The sequence below is a fragment of the Brevibacillus sp. WF146 genome (genome assembly GCF_001673705.2).
Taxonomy (GTDB): domain Bacteria; phylum Bacillota; class Bacilli; order Brevibacillales; family Brevibacillaceae; genus Brevibacillus; species Brevibacillus thermoruber.
Window position 1 is genome coordinate 308,510 of sequence record NZ_CP109943.1, and the last position, 18,779, is coordinate 327,288.

14 protein-coding genes are annotated in these 18,779 nt (G+C 40.6%); 8 read left to right on the forward strand and 6 right to left on the reverse strand.

Going from position 1 to position 18,779, the window contains the following annotated elements; translation table 11 throughout:
• Positions 1-92: 92 nt before the first annotated feature.
• The gene (radC, locus tag A6764_RS01735) at positions 93-587 is read right to left on the reverse strand and encodes a RadC family protein (RefSeq protein WP_413541978.1); all 495 of its coding nucleotides are present in this window, start codon (positions 585-587) and stop codon (positions 93-95) included.
• Positions 588-609: 22 nt separating this feature from the next.
• On the opposite strand from radC, the gene istA reads away from it, so the two are divergent.
• Both istA and istB read left to right on the forward strand, forming a co-directional pair.
• Positions 610-1,827: an IS21 family transposase gene (gene istA / locus A6764_RS01740; protein WP_255309823.1), complete on the forward strand. Its 1,218-nt coding sequence runs from the start codon at positions 610-612 to the stop codon at positions 1,825-1,827.
• The gene (gene istB, locus A6764_RS01745; RefSeq protein WP_029099487.1) at positions 1,824-2,609 is read left to right on the forward strand and encodes an IS21-like element helper ATPase IstB; all 786 of its coding nucleotides are present in this window, start codon (positions 1,824-1,826) and stop codon (positions 2,607-2,609) included. Before istA ends, istB begins: the two co-directional genes overlap by 4 nt.
• Here the strand turns inward: istB and A6764_RS01750 are convergent.
• Together A6764_RS01750 and A6764_RS01755 are read right to left on the reverse strand one after the other, a co-directional pair.
• Complete coding sequence (locus tag A6764_RS01750) at positions 2,537-2,911, reverse strand: helix-hairpin-helix domain-containing protein (protein ID WP_264622370.1); 375 nt, start codon at positions 2,909-2,911, stop codon at positions 2,537-2,539. The genes istB and A6764_RS01750 overlap by 73 nt on opposite strands.
• 105 nt (positions 2,912-3,016) lie before the next feature.
• Positions 3,017-3,196: a hypothetical protein gene (locus A6764_RS01755; RefSeq protein WP_065067536.1), complete on the reverse strand. Its 180-nt coding sequence runs from the start codon at positions 3,194-3,196 to the stop codon at positions 3,017-3,019.
• Between the two features lie 499 nt (positions 3,197-3,695).
• On the opposite strand from A6764_RS01755, the gene A6764_RS01760 reads away from it, so the two are divergent.
• The 4 genes from A6764_RS01760 (at position 3,696) to A6764_RS01775 (ending at position 13,266) form a co-directional block, all read left to right on the forward strand.
• On the forward strand, positions 3,696-6,596 hold the full coding sequence (locus tag A6764_RS01760) for an SNF2-related protein (protein WP_065067535.1): 2,901 nt from the start codon (positions 3,696-3,698) through the stop codon (positions 6,594-6,596).
• Between the two features lie 47 nt (positions 6,597-6,643).
• Complete coding sequence (locus tag A6764_RS01765; RefSeq protein WP_065067534.1) at positions 6,644-9,712, forward strand: site-specific DNA-methyltransferase; 3,069 nt, start codon at positions 6,644-6,646, stop codon at positions 9,710-9,712.
• Between the two features lie 15 nt (positions 9,713-9,727).
• Positions 9,728-12,874, forward strand: coding sequence for a DEAD/DEAH box helicase family protein (locus A6764_RS01770; protein WP_065067533.1), 3,147 nt, complete (start codon positions 9,728-9,730; stop codon positions 12,872-12,874).
• A gap of 62 nt (positions 12,875-12,936) precedes the next feature.
• Entirely contained in the window at positions 12,937-13,266 is a 330-nt protein-coding gene (locus tag A6764_RS01775) for a hypothetical protein (protein WP_264622371.1), read from the forward strand.
• A 23-nt stretch (positions 13,267-13,289) separates the two neighbouring features.
• Here A6764_RS01775 and A6764_RS01780 read toward each other — a convergent pair whose 3' ends face one another.
• The 3 genes from A6764_RS01780 to A6764_RS01790 form a co-directional block, all read right to left on the reverse strand.
• On the reverse strand, positions 13,290-14,516 hold the full coding sequence (locus A6764_RS01780; protein WP_065068428.1) for an IS256 family transposase: 1,227 nt from the start codon (positions 14,514-14,516) through the stop codon (positions 13,290-13,292).
• Positions 14,517-14,973: 457 nt separating this feature from the next.
• Positions 14,974-15,453, reverse strand: coding sequence for a hypothetical protein (locus tag A6764_RS01785; RefSeq protein WP_141669721.1), 480 nt, complete (start codon positions 15,451-15,453; stop codon positions 14,974-14,976).
• Between the two features lie 337 nt (positions 15,454-15,790).
• Complete coding sequence (locus A6764_RS01790) at positions 15,791-17,170, reverse strand: MocR-like pyridoxine biosynthesis transcription factor PdxR (protein ID WP_065067531.1); 1,380 nt, start codon at positions 17,168-17,170, stop codon at positions 15,791-15,793.
• Positions 17,171-17,371: 201 nt separating this feature from the next.
• On the opposite strand from A6764_RS01790, the gene A6764_RS01795 reads away from it, so the two are divergent.
• Positions 17,372-17,989, forward strand: a complete 618-nt coding sequence (locus tag A6764_RS01795) for an FMN-binding negative transcriptional regulator (RefSeq protein WP_065067530.1) — start codon at positions 17,372-17,374, stop codon at positions 17,987-17,989.
• A 64-nt stretch (positions 17,990-18,053) separates the two neighbouring features.
• Entirely contained in the window at positions 18,054-18,683 is a 630-nt protein-coding gene (locus A6764_RS01800) for a LysE family translocator (protein WP_083989855.1), read from the forward strand.
• Positions 18,684-18,779 lie beyond the last annotated feature (96 nt).

Sequence of the window (18,779 nt, forward strand, 5' to 3'; positions counted from 1 at the left end):
CTACCCGCTTAGTACATCTAAAACCGCGATACGACTGGGATGTTCTTAAGAGGGAGTGCAAAGTGCCATCTTAACAACCAAAATCAATCATCTTAAATCCTCCCCTGTTCTTTAAGTGAATAGAAGCATTCGAAGCCAACGATTACATGGTCGAGAATGTCGATACCGATAATTTCACCGGCCTTTTGCAGACGTTCCGTGACAATAATATCTTCTCGACTCGGTTCCGGTTGGCCGCTTGGGTGATTATGAACTACAACAGCAGATGCGCAGCTTTTCCGAATTAATGGTTTGAAGACTTCACGAGGATGCACAATTGAGCTATTAAGCGAGCCGATGAAGACGGTCTCCTTAAATACAACCTGATTCTTCGTATTCAGTCCTATGACGACGAAATGTTCTTGCGTTAAAAACTGCATGTCCTTGACATACTCAAAAACATCACGTGGCGACCGAATGGTATAAGTGTCTTTGGAGGGAACAGGCAGCATTCTGGTGTGAAGATCAGCGATAAAATCCCCAATAGAATCGGTTGAAAATTCCCCATTTTCATCGCAGACTCTCTCCTTGGAGGAGAGAGAAATTATGGTAAAGAATGGGGAGTTTTACATGATTCACGAGATGAGGAAACGTGGCATGAGTATTACTCGGATCGCGCAGGAAATAGGGAGGGATCGAAAAACCATTCGTAAGTGGCTAAACAAGAAGGAACCTGAATCCTATCAGCGAAAGGTCACTCGTCTCGGCAAGCTGGATCCGTTCAAGGATTACGTTCGCCGCCGAATGGAGGAAGGTTGCCTGAATGCGAGAGTTATCCTGGAAGAAATCAAGGCAAAAGGGTATACCGGTGGGATTACCACTCTGCGAGTCTTCATGAAACCGTTCCGGCCCACCGTCATCAGCAAAACCACCGTCCGATTTGAAACAGATCCCGGATACCAAGCCCAAGTCGATTGGGGACGGTTTACGGTGGACTGGCACGGCAAACCAAAACGGCTCTATGCGTTTGTCATGGTCCTCAGCTATTCTCGCATGATGTATCTGGAGTTCACTGAAGATGAGAAGTTGGATACGCTCATCAGTTGTCACCATCGGGCTTTTGAGTATTTTGGAGGGGGTACGGAGGTGATGCTGTACGACAACATGAAGACCGTTGTGAAAGACAGAGATGAACAGGGCCATCCCGTCTGGAATGAGCGTTTTTCCCGATTTGCCAGCCACCACGGCTTCCTTCTTACGAGCTGCCGGCCCTATCGCGCTCGCACTAAAGGAAAGGTCGAAAACGGAATTGGCTATGTTCGCAAGAACTTTTGGCCGCGCGTTCGGGCATTTACCGGATTGGACGATCTGAATCGCCAAGCACGCGAGTGGTTGAATCAAGTAGCTAACGTGAGGATTCATGGAACCACGCACGTCAGGCCGGTTGACCGCTGGCATGAGGAAAAGCTGAAACCCATGAACCCAACGCCGTTTGCGGTCGTCGACCGTCATGCTCGGAAGGTATCAGCCGACTGCCTGGTATCGTTTGAGGCCAACCGTTACTCCGTTCCCTTCCGTTTTATGGGGCAAATCGTGCATGTCCAGGACGACAAGAACGGACGCATCCGGATTTACAGTGGAGACACACTCATCGCTGAATATCCCAAGGCCGTCCAAAAAGGGCAGCTGGTCATCAACAAAAAGCACTTCGAAGGACTGCGCCCAACCGGTCAACATCGAGTTCCTGCCCCAATGCCCAAACTTGTTGACCGACCAGCCCCTGAAGTGCTGGAACGAAACTTATCCGTGTATGAACAATTCCTCGACGAGGCGGTGAGGCTCCAATGATTGGGCTGCAAGAACGTCTTGAGGATGCCTTCCACCAATTCGGATGGACTCGCATTCCCGAGGTGCTTCACCACCACGCCGAAGAAGCTTCCAAACACAATATATCGTATCTGGAATTTCTGGACAAGCTGCTGCAGGAGGAGTTGGCGGCAAAATGGGATCGGTATATCCGGACCCGGACACGTCTAGCCAACTTGCCCTTTCACAAGACCCTGGATCAATTCGACTTTCGTTTCCAACCATCCATCGATGAACGGCGAATCCGGGATCTGGCGACCCTTCGGTTTATCGAGCACCAGGAGAATCTCATTTTCCTCGGCCCGCCCGGTGTGGGGAAAACACATTTGGCCGTTGCACTGGCTTTGGAGGCGATTAAGCAGCGGTATACGGTGTATTTTACAACCGCCCATGATCTCGTGCAAACGCTTCAGCAGGCCGATCAGAACCATACGATCAAACAAAAAATTCGCATGTACACCAAGCCGCGTCTGTTGATCATCGATGAGATCGGCTATCGCAAGATGGACGAACCGGCAGCCCATTTCTTCTTCCAAATCATCTCCGAACGATACGAGACCGGCTCTATCATCCTGACTTCCAACAAGTCGTATGGTTCATGGGGAGAAATCTTTGGAGACTCTATACTGGCCACAGCCATCCTGGATCGTTTGCTGCATCATTCCACCACAATCAATATCAAGGGGGAAAGTTACCGCATCAAAGAAAAGAAAAAGGCGGGTTTCTTCCGACCAGAAGGGCATGAAGAACACCCAAAGGAGTAGTCCTTGTTTCCGCCCCCTAAGGGGCGTATAAAATAACTCTTACTGGGGAATTTTCGATTGATTTTTTTGAGGAGCTTTCTTTTGATCTTGACACTGGCCAATTTCAGAGCAGCAATGATTTGTTGTGCTTTGACTGGACCGATACCTTTGATAGCCATCAGCTCTTCTTCTGTTACATCCAATAGTTCTTGAATCGATGAAAAACGGCTGAAGAGTTCATTGACCAAGTAACCATCGGTTTTTTCACGCAAGGTGTTCGCTAACAATGTTTTGAAGGCTGCAATATTGTATACATGATTCATGACCAAAACCCTCCTAAAAATGAAACAGGAGAGGCTCATTGCCCCTCCTTGTTTTTCGTTGATTGATTCATTTAAAATAGTTGTGTGTTGTTGTTTGGTGTGCTCCTAGCAGCGCACCTTTTTTTGTGTAAGTGACTCAATTTCCATTTCCAGCAAGACAAGTTTGACAAGAAGCTTGATATACATCATGCCTTCGTTGGAATTCAAGGTTGCTTTGCTGTTTAGCTTCTCTTTAAGCGCTAAAAGTCGGCATCTTTGCTCAATTAGCCGTTTCAATTGTTTCATCGATTTCTCACCTCCAATCTAATTGAACGCCTCTCACCGTTCAGAAGTCCTCGCTGTAAAAAGAAAAACCTAGATAGCTTCCAATTAAGGAACTAACTAGGTTTGAATGATAAAGAGATAATCTGTACCACTTGATTTGAAGAGGGGTGGGGCACCGAACGGCGTAAAAAATACTTTAACATTACGCCTAGTACCCCGGAAATTTTTTTTCAAATTTTAAGGCATATAGGCCCAACTGCTTTCTGGATTCTCGTGAATGATTAGTACCACTGATAACCACGATATGCGCGAAGCGCGGGTATAGGGTAGGATTCGATGGTCAAACCGAAGCAACTGCTTTACTAATTGAAGGATTTCGTTATATAATCAAGAATTTAATATAAGTAGTATGAAAGCTCTTAGTGCGATTTGTAAAACATAAGCATTTCACAATGCTTTTCATACATGGAGATTCATAAGTAATTGCTTTAAGAATTTTTTGGAGGGACGAATAACGAATATGACTACACCATATCATTCACGATATTATGCATATGAAATCACAAGGCGCTCGAGTGTAGATGGTGTCGAGAAGTTATCCCGGTCCCTATTTGATGCTACCGTTGATTTAAATCCTCATCAAATAGAAGCAGCGTTATTTGCATTTCGTTCACCATTATCCAAGGGAGTCTTACTGGCTGATGAAGTAGGATTAGGGAAAACAATTGAAGCCGGTTTAATTCTTTGCCAATTTTGGGCCGAGAGAAAACGAAAACTCTTAATTATTTGTCCTGCTTCACTCCGTAAACAATGGAGTATGGAGTTACAAGAGAAGTTCAATTTACCAAGCCTTATTTTAGAAGCAAAAACATATCGTGAAGCAATAAAACAGGGGCGCTCAAATCCTTTCCTACAGAACTCGATAATCATCACGTCGTACCAGTTTTCAAATAAAATGAGGAATGAGATTCGTTTAGTACCATGGGACCTGGTTGTCATAGATGAAGCGCATAAACTACGCAATGTTTATCGAAACAGCAATAAAATGGGCCAAGGGATTAAATGGGCACTTGAAAACAGAAAGAAAATCCTCTTAACGGCTACACCATTACAGAATTCTTTGTTGGAATTGTACGGGTTGTCACTTTTGATTGACGAACATTTGTTTGGAGATATTACAGCTTTTCGGGCACAGTACATGAACAGTAAAGGGGATTTACAGGCTCTAAAAGAGCGTCTCAAAGGATTCTCCCATCGTACATTAAGGAGGCAGGTTTTAGAATACATACAGTATACGGAGAGAAGGCCAATTACTTTTCCATTTCACCCGAGTGATGATGAGCAAGCGTTATATCAAGCAATTTCCGAATTCTTAATGCGAGAAGATACTTATGCCATACCGCAAAGGCAGCGTACCTTAACCACATTGATTATAAGAAAATTACTTGCTTCATCTTCCCAAGCGGTTGCAGGGACACTTGCAACGATGAAGGACCGTCTTGAGAAATTACGAGATGGTCTTTTACAACAAGAGGAGGAAGATTGGATTGAGAACATTATTGAAGAAGATGAAATGGGTTCTGACTTGTCCGATGAGGGAATGGAATTGGAGACAGATGGTGTCGATAGGGAAGAGGTAGCGGCAACTGCCGAACAAATCAATGTTAACAAGGAAAAGCTTGAAGCTGAAATTACTGAATTAGAGCGTTATATTCTTTGGGCACGTTCGATTCAGATTGATAGTAAGTCGCGTGCATTACTTAAAGCATTGGAATTAGGCTTTGAAAAAATGCAAGAGATGCAGGCTAACCGTAAAGCACTTATTTTCACGGAATCCAGAAGAACACAAGAATATTTGAAAAACTTCCTTGAAGCCAATGGTTATGCCGGCAAGATTGTATTGTTTAATGGAACCAATACAGACGCGGAATCAAAGGTGATATATGAGAGATGGTTGGAAAGACACGGGAAGAGTGGGGATGGAACAATAAGTGGCTCTCGAACTGCAGATATGCGTGCCGCATTGGTGGAGCATTTTCGTGATAAAGCGGAGATTATGATTGCAACGGAATCTGCAGCGGAGGGTGTGAATTTACAATTTTGTTCTTTAGTGGTTAACTATGACTTGCCCTGGAATCCACAAAGAATCGAACAGCGTATAGGACGCTGTCATCGTTACGGGCAAAAGCATGATGTTGTAGTAATAAACTTCCTCAATCAGCGAAACGAAGCAGACCAACGTGTTTATGAATTACTCGAGCAAAAATTTAATTTGTTCACCGGTGTTCTTGGGGCCTCAGATGAAGTTCTTGGTACGATTGAATCAGGAGTTGACTTTGAGAAGCGTATCTTGGCTATCTATCAACAGTGCCGGACACCTGAGGAAATTAAACAGGGGTTTCAAGCTTTACAAGAAGAGCTTGAACAAACTATTGCCAGTAGAATGGCTGAAACACATCGGGCGCTTTTAGAGAATTTTGATGAAGATGTTCATGCTCGGTTGAAAATCAATCTAGATGATGCCAAATATCAGTTGGACCGTTTCAGCAAGATGTTTTGGGGATTAACCCGTTTTGTACTCAGAGACAAAGCTGTGTTTAATGAACAAGAGCTTTCATTCAGGCTTACAGATTCACCTGTTCGGAGTGTCGAAACAGGTGATTACCAATTGATTACGAAGGGAAGGAAAGAGCCAGAAAAGGCAACACTTTACCGTCTCTCCCATCCTCTAGGGGAGTATGTAATTGAAGTCGGTAAGGCTGTACCTACTCCACCCGCCGAGCTCGTGTTTGATATTACGAATCACCCGGTGAAAATCAGTGTCGTGGAAGCATTAAAAGGAATGAGTGGCTACCTAATTTTGAACAAGCTAACTATTGAATCCTACGAAACAGAAGAGTACCTGCTTTTTAATGCTTTCACGGATGACGGAGAACCGATTGACCAAGAAGTATGTGAGAAACTGTTTAATTGCCAAGCTAAAGTTTATCCTCTTAAAGACAAAGACTGGCCGAAGTCGGTCGAAAAACGATTGATTAGTGAGGCAGAACGTCACGTTGCAGCAACCATTGCCAAGTCACTTGAAAAGAATAACCGTCACTTCCAAGAGGAACGTGAACGATTAGAGAAATGGGCCGATGATTTGATTTTATCCGCTGAAAGAGATTTGGCAGATACCAAGGCAAAAATCAAGGAATTGAAACGCCAGGAAAGGCATGCCACTACATTGGCTGAACAACATGAAATACAGCTTAAAATTAAAGAATTAGAGAAAAAACAGCGGAGACAACGTCAGCAAATCTTTGATGTAGAAGATGAAATCATGGAAAAACGAGACCAGTTGATTGATGAGTTGGAAAAGAGAATGAAACAAAAAACCGAACAAGAAACATTGTTTATGATTCGCTGGAAAGTGGTTTAATCTTGTGTGTGAAATACAAATCTGTAACATTCAAGTTGGAGGTCACTATGAAGACGAAATATGAACAGCTCGTTAGTTTGCTTGAAGAGATGTTCCAGTTTGATAATGAGGATTTAGATTTTGGTATTTATCGCATTATGAACCAAAAACGTGGAGAAATAAGAAATTTTCTTCACCAAGATTTACTACCGCAAGTAAAACAGGCATTTGAAAAATATCAAACTATAGACCAAGTGAACATTCGTAAAGAATTGGAGCAGCTAAGGAAAAATTTGCAGGACGCGGGAGTGGAACCGGAAACATCGCCAAAATATAAAGCATTACAGGAACAATTGGCTCAGACTATTGACCTAAATGCGTTAGAGAATGAGGTGTATTCACATTTAGTCACCTTCTTTAGTCGTTATTATGATAATGGTGATTTTATATCTAAACGTAAGTATAAGAAAGATGTATACGCAATTCCATATGAGGGAGAAGAGGTTAAGCTATATTGGGCTAATGCTGACCAATACTATGTAAAGACTTCCGAGTATTTCCGGGACTATTCTTTTAAGCTGCCTTCTGGGAAAAAGGTTCACTTTGTCTTAACAGAGGCATCTACAGAACAGAACAACAACAAAGAGCAAGAAGGGAAAGAACGTAGATTTATCCTGTGTGAAGAATCACCATTGTATGAAGAGCAGGGAGAACTTTTCATTCGATTTGTATACAGAGAAAATAAAGAAAAGCAGACAACATTAAATCAACAAGCTGTTGAGAGTATATTAAATCTTGAAAGTTATACAGATTGGATTCAAGAATTACGTACTTTAGCACCGACAGAGAAAAACAAGAATCGAACCATACTTGAGAAACATTTAAACGACTATACTTCAAAAAATACTTTTGATTATTTTATTCATAAAGACCTTGGTGGCTTTTTACGCCGAGAATTGGACTTTTATATCAAGAACGAAATCATGCACTTGGATGACTTGGATACGGAAAACGAAGCTCGTATTGAGCAATATTTATCAAAAATAAAGGTAGTAAAGAGCATTGGACATAAAATTATTAAATTCTTAGAGCAGATTGAGAAGTTCCAGAAAAAACTTTGGTTAAAAAAGAAGTTTGTTGTGGAGACAAATTATTGTGTCACGCTTGACCGTGTACCAGAAGAACTATACCCACAGATTGTTCAAAACCACGAACAGATAGAAGAATGGAAAAATCTTTTTGCCATTGATGAAATTAAAGAAGATACGAACAAACCAGGTTACAGTGAATCTCTGAAGGTAGAGTTTCTCAAAGCTAATCCTTACTTGGTACTAGATACCAAGTTTTTTGACCAATCATTTATTGACAAGCTTTTAATGAGTCTTGATGATATAAACGAAAAACTTGATGGGGTATTGGTACACAGTGAAAATTTTCAAGCTCTTCACCTATTACGGGAAAGTTATAAGGAGCGGGTTAAGAGTATATATATAGACCCCCCCTATAATACGAGCGCATCGGAAATCCTTTATAAGAATTCCTTTAAGCACTCGTCATGGTTAAGCCTTGTCGAAAACCGATTAGCTATTGCTAGAGATTTTTTGACTCGAGACGGAATTATATGTACGACAATTGACGATTATGAGTTTCGTAATTTGTGGTTCGTTTTGGCAAATATTTTTAAGATGGAAAATCATCTGGGAACCGTTCCCATCAGGAATAATCCACAAGGTCGTTCCACAGTAAAAGGTTTCGCCGTCAATCATGAATATGCATTGTTTTTTGCTGCTGGGGAAGGTGTGGATAGTGTAGGTCGTTTAGAACGTTCAGAGCAACAAAATGCAAGATATGGTGAGATTGATGAGGAAGGCCGACAATATCTATGGGAAAACTTTAGAAAAACCGGAACGGATTCAAATAGGGCCGACCGACCCAAACAGTATTATCCAATCTACTACTCCAATCAAGGTATCAGGGTACCAAATATGGAATGGGACGCAACACGTAAGGAATGGATAATACTTGAGCAACCGAAAGCGGATGAACAAGTTTTTTGGCCGATTAACGCTATTGGTGTTGAGAAAGTATGGAAATGGGGACATGAAAGAGTAAATAGTAATCCACACCATTTAAAAGTTGACAAAGGTGATAATGGGGAACTGCAAGTTTTTAGGAGAAACTATTTAAATACTGAAGGTGCGTTGCCCGGCACCTGGTGGGACAAGGCAAAATACTCTGCTGGTGAATATGGGACGAATTTATTAACTGATATGTTCGGGATTGGACATAAATTCCCATTTCCAAAATCAGTTTTTGCAGTACAAGATTGCATTAAAGTTTCAGGTGGCGGCGTTAATGCCAATATCCTTGATTTCTTTGCTGGCTCTGGTACCACCGCCCATGCTGTTATAAATCTTAATCGAGAAGATGGGGGCAACCGAAAATACATTTTAGTAGAAATGGGCACCTACTTTGATACCGTACTGAAACCGCGTATTCAAAAGGTTATTTACTCTAAAGATTGGAAAGACGGTAAACCAGTCTCTCGTCAAGGCTCTAGTCACATGTTTAAGTATATTCGCCTTGAGTCATATGAAGATACATTAAACAATCTTGATATCAACCGTACAGACGAACAACAATTGGCACTGGAGCTGATGCCAACAGAAACTCGCGAGGAGTATCTTCTTTCTTACATGCTTGATATTGAAACAGAAGGAAGTGCTTCTCTTCTAAACCTTGAAATATTCGAAAACCCATTTAATTACAAATTAAAAATTTCCAATGGTACGGAAACGACAGTCAAAACCGTTGATGTAGTGGAGACTTTCAATTATCTTTTGGGACTTACGGTTCGGCAAATAGAAGTAGTTCAAGGATTTAAGGTTATTAAGGGTGAATTGCCTACTGGAGAGAGAGCACTTATTATCTGGAGAAATGTTAAAGAAAAATCAAATGAGGACTTAGAAAAGTTTTTCGCGAAGAGCAAGTATAATACCCGCGATAACGAGTTTGACTATATCTATGTCAATGGTGACAATCACTTAGAAAACATCAAATTACAAGAGAACACGTGGAAAGTAAAACTGATTGAAGAAGAATTTAAGCGTCTCATGTTTGATGTGCAAGATGTGTAAAGGGGGGGAATCGAGATGCCGAGAAATTCAAACAGAGCAACTACTATTCCCTTTAACAAACGCCTTGTTTTGAACCGTTTTATGCTTCATTTATTTGAAGCGGATAATTTTGATGATTTGGTAATGGGGATGAAAGAGCCCGAATTAGAGGGGTGGGATAGTGATAACATATCCCACTTCTACCACTTCCTTTCCAATCGACTTTTTGACCGTCCAAAGTTAAGTAATGAGATGTTACGCCAGTATGATGAAAACATTGTACGTCACACCATGCGTATCAATTTGAAGAGAAAAGAGCCGATTAAGTGGAAGTACTTCCAATATTTATCCCTCTTGTTTACAGAAATATATCTGGACCGTTATTTTACCGATTCGGAAGCTTTGTTGAATGAGCTAAACAACTTTTTGGTTTCTTTTAATGAAAGAGAGAATGCCCAAATTGATAGGTACACCTTGGAGGATTTAAAGAAATTGGCCTTTTGGAACGCAACAGGTTCAGGCAAAACGTTGTTAATGCATGTAAACATCCTGCAATATTTGCATTACTTTTCAAAGTATCGTAAAGAAAACGAGCTGAACCAAATTATCCTTCTCACTCCAAAGGAAGACTTATCCATACAGCATTTACGTGAATTTGAGCTTTCAGGCATTGATGCAGAGTTATTTGATAAAGACCAGGGCAGCCTGTTCCGTCAGCAAAGTGTGACCATTATTAATATCCAAAGAATCAGAGAGGAATCCGGGGAAAAGACGGTTGCCGTTGATACATTCGAGGGTAACAATTTGGTTCTTGTGGATGAGGGACATCGAGGTTCAAGTGGACAAGAGTGGAAGAGAATGCGAGACCGTTTAAGTGAACAAGGATTTGCATTCGAATATTCGGCAACATTTGGTCAAGCAGTTTCAGGTAATAAGGACTTACAACAAGAATACGCAAAGTGTATCCTATTTGATTACTCCTACCGTTATTTCTATAAGGATGGATTCGGAAAGGATTTTCAAATCCTGAATTTGGCTGATGATTCAAATGAGGATATCCGTCGTCTCTACTTAACAGCTTGTTTGGTTACATTCTATCAACAGCTTAAGCTATATAGAGACCGTGAACATTCTATACGACCTTTTTTAATTGAGAAACCTTTATTAGTGTTTGTAGGAAGCAGTGTAAACGCCATTAGAACAGAAAGAGGGAAAAAGGTTTCTGACGTAACAGATGTTCTTCTGTTCATTGCACAATTCGCAAAAGAGGAAAAGCGAAGTATATCATATATAGAGCGATTGATGAATGGTAATGCTGGTTTACGGGATGAAAAAGGCAGGGAAATATTCCGTAATGCATTTACCTATCTAGCAACGTTGGATATGACCCCAGAAGCTTTGTATGCTGATATATTGTCGACAGTTTTCCATGCAAGTCATTCTGGAGCAGTGTTACATGTTGTGAACCTGAAAGGTGTAGATAGCGAAATAGCTTTGCGTCTGGGAGATAATGAGCCATTTGGAGTTATCAATGTGGGGGATGCTGCAGCATTATGCAAATTATGTGAAACGTATTCTGATTTGCATGTTACTGAAGAACAGTTTAGGGATTCTTTGTTCCATCGGTTAAATGAGCGTGAATCTAAAATTCATGTCCTGATAGGTTCTAAAAAGTTTACAGAGGGTTGGAGTAGCTGGCGAGTAAGCACTATGGGATTAATGAACATGGGACGTGGCGAAGGTTCTGAAATTATACAGCTTTTTGGGCGAGGTGTCCGTCTCAAAGGTTATGGAATGAGTTTGAAGCGAAGTGAAGCTTTGAGACTAGAAAATACGGAAATTCCGCCTCACATTAAGGTCTTAGAAACACTCAATATTTTTGGTGTTCGTGCTGACTATATGCAGCAGTTTAGAGAATACCTTGAGGATGAAGGAATTAAAACGGATAACGATAAAGAAACTATACGCTTAAAAGTTATTCCTGATTACGCACGAAGAAATATAAACCTAAAAACCCTTGACCTAAAAGATATCGATATCAACTCATTTAAGAAAAATGGGCCTAAACCAGCTCTTGAACCAGCCACCGAAGAAATGAATTTAAAAGTAATACTGAATTGGTATCCTAGAATTCAGAGAACGGAAAGCCGAAAACAGTCTTCTTCACAAGTGGCGGTTCTTCCAGATGTAATGGATGAGTGTAAGTTAGAGCCTATACACTTGGCATTCATGGATTTAGAGCGGATATATTTTGAACTTCAAAAGTTTAAAAATGAACGTGCTTGGTACAATCTCAAGCTTTCAAAAGAAAATATTAAAGAACTACTCAACCGACAGGATTGGTATATCCTTTATATTCCGAAAGCGGAAATGGTTTTTGATTCTTTTCAGAAGGTCAAGAGATGGGAAGAGATTGCGGTTGCCCTATTGAAGAAGTATTGTGAGCAATATTATTGGTATCGTAAAAAAGAGTGGGAAGAATATTTTACGGAATATAGGGATTTAAACGAAGGGGATAAGAACTTTATTCGTGAGTATCGTGTCACCTACGATACATCTGAAACTACACTGAAAACAAAGCTAGAGCAGCTACAGAAGATGCTTGAATCAAACAACATGAGGCCAGTTCAACACGGTACAATGGAGATATTTGATTTTGAGCAACATCTTTATAAACCCCTTATTCATCTAGAGGGCAATGTGGCATCGGTTTCCCCTCCACCTTTAAACAAAGGTGAATACCAATTTGTCGACGATTTACGGGCTTACTACGAGCAAAATAAGAGCTTCTTCCAAGACAAAGAGTTATATTTGCTACGAAACCAATCACGAGGTAAAGGAATTGGATTCTTCGAAGCGGGAAATTTCCATCCAGATTTTATCGTATGGATTCTCTATCAGGGTAAGCAATACATCACATTTGTTGACCCTAAAGGCATAAGAAACATGTCTGTGTATGATAAGAAAATCCAGTTTTACCAGACAGTCAAGGAGAAAGAAGCTACACTTGGGAATAGCTCCATTGTGCTAAACTCGTTTATCATCTCAAATACAGAATATGTAAATCTCTTGAATACAGGAACAAAACTAAGCAAAGAAGAGCTAGAGAAGTTCAATGTATTGTTCCAAGTAGAGGATAAAGCAACGTACATTGGCAAAATGATTAACAAGATTCTAGCATAAACAGAGGTAGCTTCAAGTTACCTCTGCTTTTTCATGAAATATTTCTAATATTGGAGGGAGTTATGGTAGACATTGGTGAAAGTTTAATTGGGTCATACTTTAAATACGTGATGGGTTGTAAAATTGTCGTTTACAATGTTCATTATGATAATGAACAAGGTGAAATTGATGTAGTTGCATTCGGAGAACAAGGGCAAAAGGTGTATTTGTGTGAAGTCATCACTCATATTCGAGGAACTCTTTATGGAAAGGGTTATGATGAAACAATAAAGCGAATTAGAAACAAGATTGAACGAGCAGTTAGATTCGCTGAACAGGAGTTTTCTGGCCGTACATACGAGTTTCAAGTCTGGACTCCGGTTGTTCCTGATCAAGTCCGTATTTGTGTGTAAATTCCCCTCGGTAGAGAAATAAATTAGCCAATGCGAGTCACTTTAGACACCGCTTTTGTTGCCTGAGTTTCTCGCCATTCCAAATACTCTGCCATATCGAGATACTTTTTGCCACTTGCCCATTTTTCGTCTATCTCCATAAGCAAAGCTCCGATTAGGCGAATAACCGATTCACGGTTAGGAAAAATGCGAATGACACGTTCTCGTCGTCGAATTTCTTCGTTGAGTCGCTCCATGCCATTTGTTGTCCGAAGTCGTTTACGGTACTTTTCGGGCAGCAGAAGAATGGCTGTGGCATCATCAAAACCATTCTCCAAAACCGAAATCGCCTTTGTAGCTTTGGCCTCGTATATTTCCACCGTTTGTTGCAACAACAACCGTGCCGTTTCAAGATCAGGGGCATCCAAAATCGCACGAACACGGGGATACAACTCCTCCTGCAGCTGCTTGGGGGTGGCGTCAAGAATATTTCGCATAAAATGAGTCTGACACCGTTGCCACGTCACCCCTTGAAAATGAGTACGAATGGCTCGTACGAGCCCACCATGTTGATCGGACACAATCAGTTCTACGCCTCGCAAGCCTCGATCTTTCAGCCAGCTAAAAAACTCACTCCAACTGGCCTCTGATTCACTATCTCCAAGCATCAGTCCAAGGACTTCTCGGTAGCCTTCCTTATTCACCCCGTAGGCCAACATCACGCCACGAGAGCGTACACGCCCCTCTTCACGCACCTTTAAAACGAGGGCATCTACAATGAGAAATGGATAGAAGCTCTCTCGTAGATTTCGGTTGTTCCAAGCCGTTACAATCGGATCCAGGCGTTTACACAGGTCGGAAACAGTAGACTTAGAGAATTCGGTTCCACACAGTTCCTCCGTGATTTGGGCAACTTTTCGAGTTGATACCCCATTCACCACCATTTCCATGAGAGCTAAAACCAAGGCTTGTTCACTTCGCTGATAGCGGGCAAACATTTCTGTCGAGAACTTTCCGTTTCGAATTCGTGGCACCCGAAGGGTGACCGTTCCCACACGCGTGGTCAATTGATGAGGATATGTACCGTTTCGATAACCTTGACGTTCATCTGTACGTTCGTACGGTTCCGCAGAAAGCTGTTCCGTAGCCTGGGCCTGCAATACCTGATTCAATACCGATTCCAGCAGCTTGGCCACCCCCGAATCCTGCGAATTTCCGAGAAATAGTTGCTGCAAAAGCTGCGAATCTACAGTAATCTGGTAATGAGCCATTTTCAAAATCCCCTCTCCTGGAATGTTGTCTGGACAACTTCATTCTAACCGAGGGTTTTTTGAAATGGCTCTCTTATTTTAAAGAGACTCCGTTTTTACACAATTATATGGACTCAACTTTGTTCCTTCGGGATTAGCAAAGAAATTAAAAGAAGAGGAGCTTTATTTTCGGAATAAAGGAATTAACCTAGTCATTGTACTTAATGAGGAATATTCGTATAAGATTGAACAACTCAAGAATGAGGCAAGGAAAAGAACACATTCAACAGACGAGCCTGCATTCCGCTTATTGCAAATACTTGAGCATATTAAGCCAGTTGATAATACAGAGTTGAAAAGCTGAGCGGAGAATAACTTTTGAATCTAAGACCAAAAGGTATGAAAATTGATTCCTTAAGGATTTTACTTAAGAAGGGTTTGTTTGTCCCTTCTTAAGTAAAAAGGTTCAGCATTTGGTTCATTTCTCTAACATATTATCGATACTATCCCAGAATCTTTTATCTAACCCATACTCGTCGAAAGAATTGGACAAAAAGTCGTCTAAATCCTCGCCAGAATTGACTATGTTTTTTGGCTTCGCTTTTATTATTTTTGCCTTTAATTTTCCGATTGGTTTAGTTTTACGTATAGTTAACCCGAATGGTTCGCATCCACCTTCTTTACACACACCACAATTTGGGCAGATAACCCAACCACAGGAACTACATGTTTTATGAATCTCACTGTCAACATTGGAATGACAGCCAATATTCCAACAGTGTCTTTTGTATGATTCAATTTCTGTTTCCTTAACATAAACAGCAACAATAGAATTATCTTCTTTAGTTCGTAACGCCACACACCAATGGCCTTCTGGTTCTTTGCATTCAGCTAAAATAATCCCTAAATCGCTTGGGTTTTTTATCCGAACAACTTGTCCTAATGTAAACCGTCTCATTCTTTTACACCCCATTCCCAAATACGTATTATTAACTTTATTCAGGAATGGGGCGGTTAGAACTGATTTATTAAATTTAGGCTATATTTACCCTATCAACAGGTACGGTGAGCCGTATCATAAGTGATGGTACTCCGGAGCAAAGACTATAAAATAAAGCCTTTGTTCGCCGCTTTTTTTGTTGAACTAACGATCTTCGTTAGTTCAATATGATGAGTGGCTTCTGCAAAAGTAGATTATGTTCTGCGAAAATAAAGATTTAGACTGATCCCGCGCAGTTTTTGAAGCCGATCTACCAATAGGAAGGCGTTCTTAAGTGGCAAACGTGTGATGTATTTTATAACCATGCCTTTTTTAAGAGCTTCACACCAAGCTGGATTTCATCACAAGAAAGATTACTAAAACCAAGTTTAATAATTGGTTTATCGGTATGATTCTTAATGAAGTAGAGTGAGGTAGGGTAAACTTTAACACCATGAAGAGAAGCTTGTTGAATTAGCCATTCTTCTGAACGCTTCAAGTGTACTTTGGCTAATAAGTACAAACCAGACTGCTCGCCAATAATGGATATATTTTGCTCGAATTGCTTTCTTAATTCTGATACTAAGTGCTGCATTTTTCGTTTATAAACAAGACGCATACGCTTAATATGGCGATTCCACTCTCCATCTTCCATAAATTTAGCCATTGTGAGTTGGCTAAGAATTGAAGTGGTACTTTCGAAACGAAGAAATTGATTTTTATAACGGTTTAAAAGTGGCTGTGGCAACACCATATAGCTTAAGCGAATTCCTGGAAGAAAGGACTTTGAGAAATTCCCTAGATAAATGACTCTTGCTGAATCTATGGAAGCGAGAGCTGGAAATGGTTGTTGTGTATAGCGAAATTCACTATCATAATCGTCTTCGATAATATATCCTTCCATCTTGTTAGCCCAATGAATAAGCATTTGACGTTGTTGAATGGACATGCTTACCCCCAATGGACTGTGATGGGAAGGGGTTACATAGATTAATCGTGATTTCATTTGTTCTAATTGTGAAAGATCAGCACCTGTTTCATAAACCGGCAAAGTTTCAAACATAAAACGATGGAATTGAAAAGCTTCCCTAGCACCGTCGTAACCAGGGTCTTCAACTATAATACTCTGGAACTCATCCTTCAGTATATGCCCAAGGTATACGAGCATTTGTTGGGTACTACTTCCGATAATGATTGCATTTGGATCTGTTCTCACCCCACGAGACTGGAGTAAATATGCTGCGATTTGTTCGCGTAGGCACAATTCGCCAAAAGGTTCCCCGTATCGAAAGCTGTCCTTTACTGTTAATACCTGATTCGAGATCCTCCTCCACGTTTTTAAAGGGAAATGCGATTGATCGACCACGTCTGCGCGGAAATCAATGCGAACAGGTGGTACCGGCTCTGTTTGCTTGTGATGAGAAGAGCTGTGAGCTTCTTGAAATAAAAGGGGTTCTAACTCATTTACAAAATAACCTTTTCGGCTCTCTCCACGAATATACCCTTCAGCAACAAGTTGTTCATATGCCATTAATGTTGTATTACGGCTTACATGTAAGGAATCTGCAAGTTGACGAATGGAGGGCAAGAGCTCATTCGCCTTTAAGTCGCCTTGTTCAATAAATGATTTAAATTTCTCGTAGATTTGTTTGTATTTAGGAGAGTTATCTTCGAAGGTAAAAATGGTATTTTTCATTTGCATCCCCCCTGACATGTATATTTGTTTGTTATTGTATATTTTTTTTATGTCAGTTTGTATAATACTATTCTCTTTCGGAAATCTCACTGACATGTGCATTTTCTCAGTATTGTACCTTTTTAAATGTCAGCTTGAATTATATCATACCGTGTAAAGGATATGTGTTGTATGTAAAAAACAGGATTGAGGAGGTTTCACATGTATATCCCAGAGCATTTTACGATGGAAGATGTTACTGTTGCCTACCATGTCATACAGGAGAACAGTTTTGCAACTTTGTTTTCCATTCATAAAGGAATGCCCTTCGCTACACATTTACCTCTGATGTTAAATAAGGAGCAAACCTATTTGTACGGTCATTTTGCCCGTCCAAACCCGCAGTGGCAGGATATTCAAAATCAGACAGTCTTAGCCGTTTTCCATGGTCCTCATTGTTATATCTCTCCCTCTTGGTATGAGACCAATCAAGCAGTACCAACGTGGAATTATGTGACCGTTCATGTTTACGGACAAGTTGAGCTAATCGAGGATGAACACGAGCTAATGAGTTCCTTGAATGATATGGTATTGAAGTATGAAGCTCCTGACAGTTCTTACAGATTGCAGGATGTAGATGCTGAATTTCTCTCAGCTATGAACAAAGGGGTGCAAGGATTCAAAATTAAAATCGATAGGATTGAAGGGAAAGCAAAGCTAAGTCAAAACCATTCCAAACACAGACAAGAGCTCGTAATAAAACAGTTGGAACAGATTCTATTTCCAAACGAGCAACAAATTGCCTCCCTGATGAAAGCGAACCTTAAAAATAAAGTGTAACCTTGCTTTCACCAATCAAGGAGGAGCCCATCATGTGCAAAAATACAACAAGGAGTTGCATATTATGGAGTTTTCAACTATTTGGCTATTTGTAATTGCTGCTGCTACATTGTTAATAATACCTGGACCAGCTGTGTTCTATATTATGGCAAGAAGTATAGATCAAGGGAAGAAAGCGGGACTGGTATCAGTTCTTGGTGTATCTCTTGGTGGTTCTGTTCACGTTTTAGCTGGAGCAATTGGAGTTTCTGCGATCCTTATGACATCAGCAACAGCCTTTAATATCGTTAAATACCTGGGTGCTGCTTATCTTATCTATCTGGGGTGTAAGACTTTATTTTCTACATCTGATAGTACGACTTCAGAAATTCCAAAAGCCCCTCGCCAAAAATTATTAAAGATTTTTTACGAATCAGCGCTCGTAGAAGTAATGAATCCTAAGACTGCACTCTTTTTTTTAGCCTTCTTTCCGCAATTCATATCACCTTCTGCTGGTTCAGTCACAGTACAATTTTTACTTTTAGGAACTATATTTATTCTCCTAGCTCTTATTAGTGATGGTCTGTATGCAGTTCTTGCAGCAAGTATTAGAAAGCGGATTAAAGTGAGTTCAAAGTTACAGAATCGGATAACTGGTTATTTATATATTGTTCTAGGGGTATTCTCCGCCTTTGCGAGCCCCTCCAAGACATAAGAGTGTTATGATGAAAATTTATCGTGTGGTCGTGTTGTGACACAACAAATAGCGATTCTACCAAGACAATAAGTAAAATGAAATGGAGAGATATTT